The organism is Mycobacterium triplex (assembly GCF_000689255.1).
Taxonomy (GTDB): Bacteria; Actinomycetota; Actinomycetes; order Mycobacteriales; family Mycobacteriaceae; genus Mycobacterium; species Mycobacterium triplex.
On record NZ_HG964446.1, the window covers coordinates 2,214,784 to 2,226,737 of the forward strand.

11 protein-coding genes and 2 tRNA genes are annotated in these 11,954 nt (G+C 67.1%); 9 read left to right on the top strand and 4 right to left on the bottom strand.

The window, feature by feature from the left end:
• Positions 1-76 precede the first annotated feature (76 nt).
• Positions 77-676, bottom strand: a complete 600-nt coding sequence (gene wrbA, locus BN973_RS10430; protein ID WP_036472260.1) for an NAD(P)H:quinone oxidoreductase — start codon at positions 674-676, stop codon at positions 77-79.
• 500 nt (positions 677-1,176) lie between these two features.
• On the opposite strand from wrbA, the gene serA reads away from it, so the two are divergent.
• From serA to BN973_RS10460, 6 genes are all read left to right on the top strand, one after another.
• The gene (serA, locus tag BN973_RS10435) at positions 1,177-2,763 is read left to right on the top strand and encodes a phosphoglycerate dehydrogenase (RefSeq protein ID WP_036467936.1); all 1,587 of its coding nucleotides are present in this window, start codon (positions 1,177-1,179) and stop codon (positions 2,761-2,763) included.
• Positions 2,760-3,770 carry a 3-isopropylmalate dehydrogenase gene (locus BN973_RS10440; protein ID WP_036467937.1) on the top strand — a complete coding sequence of 337 codons (1,011 nt, stop codon included), beginning with the start codon at positions 2,760-2,762 and terminating at the stop codon, positions 3,768-3,770. The genes serA and BN973_RS10440 overlap by 4 nt, the downstream gene beginning before the upstream one ends.
• Before the next feature lie 153 nt (positions 3,771-3,923).
• Positions 3,924-4,724 (top strand): fumarylacetoacetate hydrolase family protein, encoded by an 801-nt coding sequence (locus tag BN973_RS10445; protein WP_036467938.1) that lies wholly within the window; start codon positions 3,924-3,926, stop codon positions 4,722-4,724.
• Positions 4,721-6,187: a glutamate--tRNA ligase gene (gene gltX / locus BN973_RS10450; RefSeq protein ID WP_084163362.1), complete on the top strand. Its 1,467-nt coding sequence runs from the start codon at positions 4,721-4,723 to the stop codon at positions 6,185-6,187. Before BN973_RS10445 ends, gltX begins: the two co-directional genes overlap by 4 nt.
• Before the next feature lie 104 nt (positions 6,188-6,291).
• Positions 6,292-6,363: transfer RNA gene (locus BN973_RS10455), tRNA-Gln, on the top strand.
• A gap of 73 nt (positions 6,364-6,436) precedes the next feature.
• Positions 6,437-6,509 (top strand) — tRNA-Glu (locus BN973_RS10460).
• A gap of 5 nt (positions 6,510-6,514) precedes the next feature.
• Here BN973_RS10460 and BN973_RS10465 read toward each other — a convergent pair.
• Both BN973_RS10465 and BN973_RS10470 read right to left on the bottom strand, forming a co-directional pair.
• Entirely contained in the window at positions 6,515-7,027 is a 513-nt protein-coding gene (locus BN973_RS10465; RefSeq protein WP_036467940.1) for a pyridoxamine 5'-phosphate oxidase family protein, read from the bottom strand.
• A gap of 220 nt (positions 7,028-7,247) precedes the next feature.
• Complete coding sequence (locus BN973_RS10470; protein WP_036467941.1) at positions 7,248-7,949, bottom strand: IclR family transcriptional regulator; 702 nt, start codon at positions 7,947-7,949, stop codon at positions 7,248-7,250.
• A gap of 86 nt (positions 7,950-8,035) precedes the next feature.
• Here BN973_RS10470 and leuC point away from each other — a divergent pair, with 86 nt between their 5' ends.
• The 3 genes from leuC (at position 8,036) to BN973_RS10485 (ending at position 10,923) form a co-directional block, all read left to right on the top strand.
• Positions 8,036-9,475 carry a 3-isopropylmalate dehydratase large subunit gene (gene leuC, locus BN973_RS10475; RefSeq protein WP_036467942.1) on the top strand — a complete coding sequence of 480 codons (1,440 nt, stop codon included), beginning with the start codon at positions 8,036-8,038 and terminating at the stop codon, positions 9,473-9,475.
• Positions 9,476-9,495: 20 nt separating this feature from the next.
• The gene (gene leuD / locus BN973_RS10480; protein ID WP_036467943.1) at positions 9,496-10,092 is read left to right on the top strand and encodes a 3-isopropylmalate dehydratase small subunit; all 597 of its coding nucleotides are present in this window, start codon (positions 9,496-9,498) and stop codon (positions 10,090-10,092) included.
• A gap of 213 nt (positions 10,093-10,305) precedes the next feature.
• The gene (locus BN973_RS10485; protein WP_036467944.1) at positions 10,306-10,923 is read left to right on the top strand and encodes an HU family DNA-binding protein; all 618 of its coding nucleotides are present in this window, start codon (positions 10,306-10,308) and stop codon (positions 10,921-10,923) included.
• A 65-nt stretch (positions 10,924-10,988) separates the two neighbouring features.
• Here BN973_RS10485 and mutT1 read toward each other — a convergent pair whose 3' ends face one another.
• The gene (mutT1, locus tag BN973_RS10490) at positions 10,989-11,936 is read right to left on the bottom strand and encodes an 8-oxo-(d)GTP phosphatase MutT1 (protein ID WP_036467945.1); all 948 of its coding nucleotides are present in this window, start codon (positions 11,934-11,936) and stop codon (positions 10,989-10,991) included.
• Between the last annotated feature and the right edge of the window lie 18 nt (positions 11,937-11,954).

Consider the following 11,954-nt stretch of genomic DNA (forward strand, 5'->3'; position numbering starts at 1 on the left):
GTCGCGGCCGCGAAACTTAAACCATGGCGATCGTTTTCGGCGTGTCGTGTGCGTGGCTTGAGTGTCGCGGCGGGCGCTATGCCGTCAGGCGGTCGGCGACCGTCACCACCCGGCGCGCCAAGTGTTCGAGCGCGTTGCCGGTGACGTCGCCGATGTCTTCGATGTTGTCGTGCGTGGTGACCAAGCTGGCGCCGTACGGGTTGCCATCGACGAACTTGCACGGATCGGTATACCCCGGCGGCACCAGGATGCCGCCGAAGTGCATCAGCGTCAGGTAGAGCGCGACGAGCGTGGTCTCCTGGCCGCCGTGCACGGTGTTCGACGAGGTGAAACCCGCGTACACCTTGTCGGCCAGCTTGCCGTCGGCCCATAATCCGCCGAGCGAGTCCAGGAAGGTGCGCAACTGTGCCGCCGGTGAACCGAACCGGGTGGGCGAGCCGAAGATCACCGCGTCGGCCCACACGATGTCGTCACCGGTGGCCGCGGGCAGATCCTTGGTGGCGTTGTAGTTCGCCGTCCAGGCCGGGTTCTGCGCGAAGGATTCCGGGTCGCGGGTCTCGGCGACGGGACGCACCCGGACCTCGGCGCCGGCCGCCGCGGCCGCCGCCGCGGCACGGTTGGCCATCGTGGTGCCGTGGCCGGTGGCCGAGTAGTAGATGATCGCGAGTTTGGTCACGCAGTTAGCTTGGTCGGCGGGCGGGCATTTTGTCGACGCCGAAATCGGAAGCAACGGGCTGCGTGGCCGCCGACCTTGGGAGCCGGTGTCGTCGCTGAGCACGAAATCGACCCTGGCGGCAGGGGCCAGATCGGTAGCCGCGCAATGCTTTGGCGGCCCAGGCGGAGAAGTGATTTCGACCCCGGCCGTCACCTCGCCGCCGTGCGGGCGCAGGTCGGCCCGGCAGCGGTTGCTGTAGGCGATGTCCGCGACGGCCAGTCGCACGCCGCGCGCGGGCAGGTCGAACCGCGCGAGGAACGGCGACGCCAACGCCGCCGCCGGGCACGGTGTTCGACTCCGGAAAACTCAATGTCGCGAGCAGGGCGGGCGCCCGCGCCCAACGTCGGCTGCGGCTCGGCGACCTGCACTTTGAGGCCGACCCGGGCGCGGATCACGGCCGCCGACGACGGTGACGTCCATCGCCCAATTGCAGCGGAGAGGCTGGCCTATAACCTGGTCGGGTGAACTTGCCTGTTGTGTTAATCGCCGACAAACTCGCTCAATCAACTGTCGCCGCCCTGGGCGACCAGGTCGAGGTGCGCTGGGTAGACGGTCCGGACCGGGAGAAGCTGCTGGCAGCGGTGCCAGAGGCCGACGCGCTGCTGGTGCGGTCCGCGACCACCGTCGACGCCGAGGTATTGGCAGCCGCCCCCAAACTCAAGATCGTCGCCCGTGCCGGGGTCGGACTGGACAACGTCGACGTCGACGCCGCCACCGAGCGCGGCGTCCTGGTGGTCAACGCCCCGACGTCGAACATCCACAGCGCCGCCGAGCACGCGATCGCGCTGCTGCTGGCCGCGTCGCGCCAGATCGCGGCGGCCGACGCCACCCTGCGTGAACGCACCTGGAAACGATCGTCGTTCTCGGGCACCGAACTTTTCGACAAGACCGTCGGCATCGTGGGCCTGGGCCGCATCGGCCAGCTGGTCGCGTCGCGCATCGCGGCGTTCGGCACCCACATCATCGCCTACGACCCCTACGTCGCACCGGCGCGCGCCGCCCAGCTCGGCATCGAACTGCTGCCCCTGGACGAACTGCTGACCCGCGCCGACTTCATCTCGGTGCACCTGCCGAAGACGGCCGAGACCGCGGGCCTGATCGACAAGGAGGCGCTGGCCAAGACCAAGCCCGGCGTCATCATCGTCAACGCCGCGCGCGGCGGCCTGGTGGACGAGGCCGCGCTGGCCGAAGCGATCACCAGCGGCCACGTGCGCGCGGCCGGCCTCGACGTGTTCTCTTCCGAGCCGTGCACCGACAGCCCGCTTTTCGAGTTGCCGCAGGTGGTGGTGACGCCACACCTGGGTGCGTCCACGGCCGAGGCGCAGGACCGGGCCGGTACCGACGTCGCCGAGAGTGTGCGCCTGGCCCTGGCGGGGGAGTTCGTGCCGGACGCGGTCAACGTCGGTGGCGGCGTGGTCAACGAGGAGGTGGCGCCCTGGCTGGACCTGGCGCGCAAACTCGGCGTGCTCGCCGCCGCGCTGTCCGACGGTCTGCCCGCGTCGCTGTCGGTGCAGGTGCGCGGCGAGCTGGCGTCCGAAGACGTTGAGGTGCTGAAGCTTTCGGCCCTGCGTGGCCTGTTCTCGGCGATCATCGAGGACCCGGTCACCTTCGTCAACGCGCCCGCGCTGGCGGCCGAACGCGGCGTGACCGCCGAAATCAGCACGGCCACCGAGAGTCCCAACCACCGCAGCGTTCTGGACGTGCGCGCCGTGGCCCACGACGGCTCCAGCGTCAACGTCGCCGGCACGCTGTCGGGTCCGCAGTTGGTGGAGAAGGTCGTTCAGATCAACGGGCGCAACTTCGATTTGCGCGCTCAGGGCACGAACCTGGTGATCAACTACGCCGATGCGCCCGGCGCGCTGGGCAAGATCGGCACCATACTGGGCGAGGCCGGGGTGAACATCCAAGCCGCGCAACTCTCCGAGGACGCCGAGGGTCCGAGCGCGACGATCCTGCTTCGGCTCGACCAAGACGTGCCCGGCGACGTACGGTCGGCGATCTCGCATGCTGTCGGCGCGAACAAGCTGGAAGTGGTTGACCTGTCATGAAATTGGCGATCATCGGCGGCGACGGTATCGGGCCGGAGGTAGTCGCCGAGGCGGTCAAGATCCTTGATGCGGTCAAGCCGGGCGTCGAGAAGACCGAATACGATTTGGGCGCACGGCGTTTCCACGCCACCGGCGAGCTGCTGCCGGAGTCGGCGCTGGCCGAGTTGCGCGAGCATGACGCGATCCTGCTCGGCGCGATCGGTGACCCGTCGGTGCCCAGCGGCGTGCTGGAGCGAGGGCTGTTGCTGCGCTTGCGCTTTGAGCTCGACCACCACGTCAACTTGCGGCCGGCCAAGCTGTACAAGGGCGTGAGCAGCCCGCTCGCGGGCAATCCCGAGATCGATTTCGTGGTGGTACGCGAGGGGACCGAAGGCCCCTACACCGGCAACGGTGGCGCGATCCGCGTCGGAACTGTCCACGAGGTGGCTACCGAGGTCAGCGTCAACACCGCGTTCGGGGTGCGGCGCGTGGTCAAGGACGCGTTCGAGCGGGCCCAGCGGCGTCGTAAGCATCTGACGTTGGTGCACAAGAACAACGTGCTGACCTTCGCCGGGAAACTGTGGTCGCGCGTGTTCGCCGAGGTCGGTGCGGACTATCCCGACGTGGAGGTCGCCTACCAACACGTCGACGCCGCCACCATCTTCCTGGTCACCGACCCCGGGCGCTTCGACGTGATCGTCACCGACAACCTGTTCGGCGACATCATCACCGACCTGGCCGCCGCGGTGTCCGGCGGAATCGGCTTGGCCGCCAGCGGAAACATCGACGCCACCCGGACGAACCCGTCGATGTTCGAGCCCGTGCACGGCAGCGCGCCCGACATCGCCGGCAAGGGCATCGCCGATCCGACCGCGGCCATCGTCTCGGTGGGTCTGCTGCTGGCCCACCTTGGTGAGACCGAGGCTGCCAGCCGGGTGGACCGGGCGGTCGAGTCGCATCTGGCGTCTCGCGGGGACGAACGGCTTTCCACCACCGAAGTCGGCGAACGGATCGCAGCCGGGCTCTAGCTTTCCAGGCCGGCGGCGGTGATCAACGCGCCGAGTCGGGCCGCCATTGCCGCTGCCGTGGTCGTGGCGGCACAAGCGGGTAAGAGTCAGCGGTCACGTGCCGGGCAGCGCCCGGCTGCTGCCGGGCTCGCGACCGTCACTAGGCTCAAATGAATGCGCCTAGGTCGAATCGCCAGCCCGGACGGTGTCTCCTTCGTCAGCATCGAGGGTCCGCTGGAGGACCCCGGCGCGATGACTGCCCGCGAGATCGCCGAGCACCCCTTCGGCACCCCGACGTTCACCGGCCGCTCCTGGCCGGTCGCCGACGTCCGGCTGCTGGCCCCGATGCTGGCCGGCAAGGTGGTGTGCGTCGGCAAGAACTACGCCGACCACGTCGCGGAGATGGCAAGCTTCGCGACGGGCCCGGCCGCGGCCGATCCGATCATCTTCCTCAAGCCCAACACCGCCATCATCGGGCCGAACGTCCCGATTCGCTTGCCCGCCAACGCATCACCGGTGCACTTCGAGGGGGAGCTGGCCGCGGTGATCGGCCGGCCGTGCAAGGACGTGCCCGCCGCCCAGGCCGCCGACAACATCCTGGGCTACACGATCGCCAACGACGTGTCGGCGCGCGATCAGCAACAGGCCGACGGCCAATGGACTCGCGCCAAGGGGCACGACACCTTCTGCCCGGTCGGGCCCTGGGTCGTCACCGACATCGACCCGGCCGACCTCGCATTGCGCACCGAGGTGAACGGCGAAGTCAAACAGGACAGCCGCACCTCGCTGATGATTCACGACGTCGGTGCGATCGTGGAATGGATCTCGGCGGTGATGACCCTGCTGCCGGGTGATCTCATCCTCACCGGGACGCCGGCCGGCGTCGGGCCCATCGAGGACGGCGACACCGTCGCCATCTCCGTCGAGGGCATCGGCACCCTGTCCAATCCCGTGGTCCGAAAAGGAAAGTCGTGACCTCCCCGGGCGCCGTTCGGGTCCGGTTCTGCCCGTCGCCCACCGGCACCCCGCACGTCGGGATGGTTCGCACCGCGCTGTTCAACTGGGCCTACGCCCGGCACACCGGGGGCACCTTCGTCTTTCGCATCGAGGACACCGACGCCGAGCGGGACAGCGAGGAAAGCTATCTGGCCCTGCTCGACGCGTTGCGCTGGCTCGGGCTGGATTGGGACGAGGGGCCCGAGGTCGGGGGTCCCCATGGCCCGTACCGGCAGTCGCAGCGCGGCGACATCTACCGCGAGGTGGTGGACAAGCTGCTCGCCGCGGGCGAGGCCTACCACGCGTTTTCGACGCCGGAGGAGGTCGAGGCCCGCCACGTCGCCGCCGGCCGCAATCCCAAATTGGGCTACGACAATTTCGACCGCGAGCTCACCGAGGAGCAGCGCGCGGCGTTTTTGGCCGAGGGTCGCAAGCCGGTGGTGCGGCTGCGGATGCCCGACGAGGATCTCGCCTGGAATGACCTGGTGCGCGGGACCACGACTTTCGCGGCGGGCTCGGTGCCCGATTTCGCGCTGACCCGCGCCAGCGGAGATCCCTTATATACCTTGGTCAACCCGTGTGACGACGCGTTGATGAAGATCACCCACGTGCTGCGCGGTGAGGACCTGTTGCCGTCGACGCCGCGTCAGCTGGCGTTGTACCGGGCGTTGATCCGGATCGGGGTGGCCGAACGCATTCCGGAATTCGCGCACCTGCCAACGGTATTGGGGGAGGGCACCAAAAAGCTGTCCAAGCGCGACCCGCAGTCCAATCTGTTCGCTCACCGCGACCGGGGTTTCATCCCCGAGGGCCTGCTGAATTACCTTGCGCTGCTGGGCTGGGCGATCGCCGACGACCACGATCTGTTCAGCCTGGCCGAAATGGTGGCCGCGTTCGACGTCGTCGACGTCAACTCCAACCCGGCCCGCTTCGACCAGAAGAAGGCCGACGCGCTCAACGCCGAACACATCCGGATGCTCGACGTCGCCGACTTCACCGGCAGGCTGCGCGACTACTTCGCCGTGCACGGCCACGACACCGGACTGGACGACGCCGGATTCGCGACGGCCGCCGAGCTGGTGCAGACCCGCATCGTGGTGCTCGGTGACGCGTGGGACCTGCTGCGCTTCCTCAACGACGACGAATACGCGATCGACCCCAAGGCGGCCGCGAAAGAACTCGGGCCGGACGGAGTCGCGGTACTGGAGGCCGCGGTGGCGGCCCTGGACGGCGTGCCGGACTGGACCGCCGCCGCGATCGAGGAAGCCCTCAAAGCCGCGCTGATCGACGGTCTGGCGCTCAAACCGCGCAAGGCGTTCGGCCCGATCCGGGTCGCCGCGACCGGGACGACGATCAGCCCGCCGCTGTTCGAGTCGCTGGAGCTGCTCGGCCGCGACCGCAGCCTGGCGCGGTTGCGGGCCGCGCGCGCGGGCGCCGTCTAAATCTTTGGTACTCTGCTCGTCGGCCCACAACGGCTGACAGAGCGGCTTCAGACGCTGGCACTAGCCCGCGAAAACTGCTCTGAGCAGCGGTTTTAGGCAGCCAATGGGGTATGGTGTAATTGGCAACACAGCTGATTCTGGTTCAGCCATTCTAGGTTCGAGTCCTGGTACCCCAGCAAAATCCGGCACGCTGTCAGCGATTAGGTGGCCCCCGTCGGGTGAGCTATGCTGGCAGCTCGGATCGGTTCTGGCCCCGTCGTCTAGCGGCCTAGGACGCCGCCCTCTCACGGCGGTAGCGTGGGTTCGAATCCCATCGGGGCTACATATTTACTGGCCGGTCCCCAGCACTGCCGGTGCGGTGGAACCACCCACCGGCATCGGCGGCAATCCAAGTTTGCGGTGATCCCACGAGCGCGTGCGCCGCGCGACGATCCGGACGCAGACCCGCTTGTTCATCATCTGCTCGACGAAGGGCTTCATCTCGTCGGTGTAGGGACCGGTGTAGCGTTCCCATACGCTGACCCCGACCCGGTGCGCGACCTCGGGGTCGTCGACGATCTCCGCGACGCCCTCGAAGGAAACCCCGCGCAGCGTGTCGTAGGTGTCGCCGTCCTCGATCAGGAAGGTCACCCGGGGGTCGCGGGTCAGGTTGACCGCTTTCTGCGACTTGGCTTTTGTCTCCAGCCAGATTTCGCCGTCGACGACGGCGTACCACATGGCGGTCAAATGCGGCTGGCCGTCGGAGCCAATGGTGGCCATAGTTCCGGTGCGGCTCTTGACGACGAAATCGGCGATCTCATCGTCGGACATGACGATGGTCGCGCGCTGATTGGTTCCCATGGCGTCAGTCTGTCAAATGCCCAGCGGTGACCGTGCGCTGGTGGCTTTGAGTGTGCGCCGTGCGGCGACGACACGCCGGGCGGGCCCACCGTGGGTGCACACCCGAAGCCGTGGGTGCACACCCGAAGCCGTGCGTGCACACCCGAAGCCGTGGGTGCACACCCGAAGTCATGGGCGTCCCACACGCACACTCGCCGCCCTGGACACACATTCGAGACGATTACAAGCGCCGGGCCATGGCGTCGGCGGCCGAGAGAAGGTCGGCGGCCCAGCGCGCCCCGGGCCGCCGGCCGATCCGGTCGATGGGCCCTGACACCGAAATGGCCGCGACGACCACTCCGCGGCCATCGCGCACCGGCGCCGACACACTCGCCACCCCCGGCTCGCGCTCGGCAACGCTTTGCGCCCACCCGCGCCGGCGTACCTCGGCCAGCGTCCGGTCGGTGAACTTCGCCGTCGGCAGCACCGCTTTTTGCGTGGCGACATCGCTGTGTGCCAGCAAGACTTTCGCCCCCGAACCCGCCGTCATCGGCAGCCGCGCGCCGACCGGAACCGTATCGCGAAGGCCCGCAGCCGGTTCCAGGGCGGCCACGCAGACCCGCGAGGTGCCCTCGCGGCGGTACAGCTGCACGCTTTCGCCGGTGGTTTCCCGCAATTGGGGGAGCACCGCCGCACCGGCCGCCAGCAACGGATCGTCGACGTGGGCGGCGAGTTCGGTCAGCGCCGGACCCAGCTGCCAACGTCCTTCGTCGTCGCGCGCTAGCAGGCGATGTACCTCCAGCGCGGCGGCAAGTCGGTACGTGGTGGCGCGGGGGAAACCGGTTCGCTCGCACAGTTCGGCTAACCCGCAGGGAGATTCCGCGATCGTGTGCAGCACATCCACGGCTTTATCCAGCACGCCGATGCCGCTATGCTGTCTCATAAAGAGATACTAGCGTCTCGCATTCTGAGATCACAGCCAAGATTGATCGGCGAGCCGCGAATGAGGCGAATAGAGGCGAGTTCACGATGGGAACCGACGCACCAGGTGGTAAGCCGCGCACCCTGGCCGAAAAGGTATGGGAGGACCACGTTGTGGTATCCGGCTCGGCAGGCGAGGGGGGCGGCGGGCCCGACTTGATCTACATCGACCTGCATTTGGTGCACGAGGTCACCAGCCCGCAGGCGTTCGACGGCCTGCGCCTGGCCGGCCGCCCGGTGCGCCGCCCGGATCTGACGCTGGCCACCGAGGACCACAACGTGCCCACCGTCGACATCGACAAGCCGATCGCCGACCCGGTATCGCGCACTCAGGTCGAGACATTGCGGCGCAATTGCGCCGAATTCGGTGTCCGGCTACATCCGATGGGCGACATCGAGCAGGGCATCGTGCATGTCGTCGGGCCGCAATTGGGGCTGACCCAACCGGGAATGACGATTGTCTGTGGGGACAGTCACACGTCCACCCACGGCGCATTCGGCGCACTGGCGATGGGCATCGGCACCTCGGAGGTCGAGCATGTGCTTGCCACCCAGACCCTGCCGTTGCGGCCCTTCAAGACAATGGCGGTCAATGTCGACGGCGACCTGCCGCCCGGCGTGAGCGCCAAGGACATCATCCTCGCGCTGATCGCCAAGATCGGCACCGGCGGGGGGCAGGGCCATGTCATCGAATACCGGGGCAGCGCGATCGAATCGCTATCCATGGAAGGCCGGATGACGGTCTGCAACATGAGTATCGAGGCCGGGGCGCGGGCCGGAATGGTGGCACCGGACGAGACGACGTACGAATTCCTGCGCGGCCGGCCGCACGCGCCGACCGGCGCGCAGTGGGACGCCGCGCTGCAGTACTGGCAACGGCTGCGCACCGATGACGGCGCCGTCTTCGACACCGAGGTCTATCTCGATGCGCGGTCGTTGACCCCGTTCGTCACCTGGGGCACCAACCCCGGCCAGGGCGTACCGCTGGGTGCGGCCGTGCCGGATCCGGAATTGATGACCAACGACGACGAGCGCCAGGCCGCGGAGAAAGCGTTGGCATATATGGACCTTCGGCCGGGTATGCCGATGCGCGAAATCGCCGTCGACGCGGTGTTCGTGGGGTCTTGTACCAACGGTCGTATCGAAGATCTGCGGGTGGTTGCCGATGTGCTGCGCGGTCGCACAGTGGCCCAGGGCGTGCGAATGCTGGTCGTCCCGGGCTCGATGCGGGTGCGGGCGCAAGCCGAAGCCGAAGGGCTAGGTGAGGTATTCACCGCTGCCGGCGCCGAATGGCGGCAGGCCGGCTGCTCGATGTGCCTGGGCATGAACCCCGATCAGCTTGCGCCCGGCGAGCGTTGCGCCGCCACGTCCAACCGCAACTTCGAAGGGCGGCAGGGCAAAGGCGGCCGTACGCATTTGGTATCACCGGCCGTCGCGGCGGCGACCGCGGTCCGCGGCACATTGTCTACCCCGGCCGACTTGAACTGAAAACGAAATCGAGGACGAAGATGGAAGCCTTTCACACCCACACCGGGATTGGCGTGCCGCTGCGGCGGTCCAATGTCGATACCGATCAGATCATTCCCGCGGTGTATTTGAAGCGGGTCACCCGAACCGGTTTCGAGGACGGCTTGTTCGCGACGTGGCGCTCAGATCCGTCATTCGTGCTCAATCTCAGTCCATTTGACCGAGGCTCGGTCTTGGTCGCCGGACCCGACTTCGGGACCGGATCGTCGCGCGAGCACGCGGTGTGGGCGTTGATGGACTACGGGTTCCGGGTAGTCATCTCGTCTCGATTCGGTGACATTTTCCGGGGCAACGCGGGCAAGGCGGGGCTGCTGGCCGCCGAAGTCAGCCAGGACGGTGTGGAACTGCTTTGGAAGCTGATCGAGCAGAGTCCAGGACTGGAAATCACTGCCAATCTTCAAGATCGAAATATCACCGCGGGAACGACGGTGCTGCCGTTCAAGATTGACGACCACACCGCGTGGCGACTGCTCGAAGGACTCGACGATATAGCCCTTACGCTGCAGAAACTCTACCAGATCGAATCTTTCGAGGCGGCCCGTCCGGACTGGAAACCGGGCACCCTGCCCGCCCCGTGAGCGAATGATCGGGGCGGGAATTCACCCCGATCGCCTTAGGTAGCAAGGCTTATTTTTCGCCCGCGTCACCGACCAAGGGCGGCAACCAGATTCCGGAATTTCCTGTCGCTTGGCCGTGAAATTGCGCGTGGCGCTTGGAAATTTGCTAGGTGAGGGTTTACCGTGTTCGCTAGTCGGTTCCCAAAATGGGACCACTGGCTTCGGAGGGTTTGGATGAACAAAGCAGAGCTCATAGATGTGCTCACACAGAAATTGGGCTCGGACCGTCGGCAGGCGACCGCCGCCGTCGAGAATGTTGTCGACACCATTGTGCGTGCGGTGCACAAGGGCGACAGCGTGACCATCACCGGGTTCGGTGTGTTCGAACAACGGCGCCGCGCAGCGCGTGTGGCCCGCAACCCGCGGACCGGTGAGACGGTGAAGGTAAAGCCGACGTCCGTCCCCGCGTTCCGCCCGGGTGCTCAATTCAAAGCGGTTGTTGCTGGCGCACAGCGCCTCCCGTCGGAAGGACCGGCCGTGAAACGTGGTGTTGTTGCAGGCGCAGCCAAGAAGGCTGCCAAGAAGGCTCCCGCCAAGAAGGCCGCGGTGAAGAAGGCCGCGACCAAGGCCCCGGCCAAGAAGGCCGCGACCAAGGCTCCCGCCAAGAAGGCCGCCACCAAGGCTCCCGCCAAGAAGGCCGCCACCAAGGCTCCCGCCAAGAAAGCGGTCAAGGCCGTGAAGAAGACCGCGGCCAAGGCTCCGGTGCGCAAGGCCGCGACCAAGGCTCCGGCCAAGAAGGCCGCGAAGAAGGCGCCGGCCAAGAAGGCCGCCGCCAAGCGCGGTCGCAAGTAAGTCAACCGGGTTCAGACGCGAGTACCCTTCGGCGGCATTCCTGCCCCCGAAGGGTATTTCGCGTGTCAGGCCCGAACGTTGGCGGCCAGCGCACCGCCGATGTGGTCGGCGGCCACCAGTCGGCCCTTGGACAGCGACAGCACCCACGTGCTGCCCTTGTGGTTGCGTGACTTGTCCGGGTCCACCCCGTCGCGTTCGCACCACCAGCTGATCAGATCCGGAATCACCTTGCCCTGCGTGCAGATCACCGGTGTGCCCTTGTGGCCGGCGATGCGCAGCATCCGGTGCCGGCCCCGTTTGGGGCTCTTGGCGTAGGCCTCCTCGGTGAGCGTGGGCTCGTTCTCGATTCGCACACCGAGCTCCTCGGCGAGCGGTTCGACCGTCTGGTGGCAGCGCACCCGGTCGGCGGCATACACGTCGGTGGCACCGAACGCCATCAGCTGTGCGACCAACGCCTCCGCCTGGGCGCGTCCTCGTTTGTCCAGCGGGCGTTTGGTGTCGTCCCCGGAAAAGCGCGACTTCCGGCCCGCGGTGCCGTGCCGCACCACCAACACGGTACGGGTGTCTGCTGGTTGTTTTGTGAAGCGCCGCAACACATTTCGATCCTGGGCGTAGTCGAGTTTCTTCATCGCATCGGCGACGGGCAACCAGATCAATTCGTCGACCTCTTTGCCCGGTACGAATTTGCCGCCGGTGCTGCGCGCCGCCCAGTAGTACACCTTTTTGACACCCTGGTCGATCGGGTAGCTCACCTTGTTCAGGCGTCTGCCGAGGATGGCGTGGTGTCCGGTCTCTTCGGCCACCTCGCGTACCGCGGCCACCGGTGCGGTTTCGCCCGGGTCCACCTTGCCCTTGGGCAGCGACCAATCGTCGTAGCGGGGACGGTGGATGAGAGCGATCTCGAGCTCGGGGTTGTCCGAATCAGCACTGCTGTGTCGCCACAGCACCGCGCCCGCGGCGTAGACGATCCGCTTCCCTGAGCGCCGACCGCCTGACGAGTTCTGGTCCGACACCTCACTCCTGCAGGTCAA

What these genes read in the sequence shown, in the direction of transcription:
- BN973_RS10440 (WP_036467937.1), top strand. Translation starts at nt 2,760, where the DNA reads ATGAAATTGGCGATCATCGGCGGCGACGGTATCGGGCCGGAGGTAGTC.
- BN973_RS10445 (WP_036467938.1), top strand. Translation starts at nt 3,924, where the DNA reads ATGCGCCTAGGTCGAATCGCCAGCCCGGACGGTGTCTCCTTCGTCAGC.
- BN973_RS10465 (WP_036467940.1), bottom strand. Translation starts at nt 7,027, where the DNA reads ATGGGAACCAATCAGCGCGCGACCATCGTCATGTCCGACGATGAGATC.
- BN973_RS10470 (WP_036467941.1), bottom strand. Translation starts at nt 7,949, where the DNA reads ATGAGACAGCATAGCGGCATCGGCGTGCTGGATAAAGCCGTGGATGTG.
- leuC (WP_036467942.1), top strand. Translation starts at nt 8,036, where the DNA reads ATGGGAACCGACGCACCAGGTGGTAAGCCGCGCACCCTGGCCGAAAAG.
- leuD (WP_036467943.1), top strand. Translation starts at nt 9,496, where the DNA reads ATGGAAGCCTTTCACACCCACACCGGGATTGGCGTGCCGCTGCGGCGG.
- BN973_RS10485 (WP_036467944.1), top strand. Translation starts at nt 10,306, where the DNA reads ATGAACAAAGCAGAGCTCATAGATGTGCTCACACAGAAATTGGGCTCG.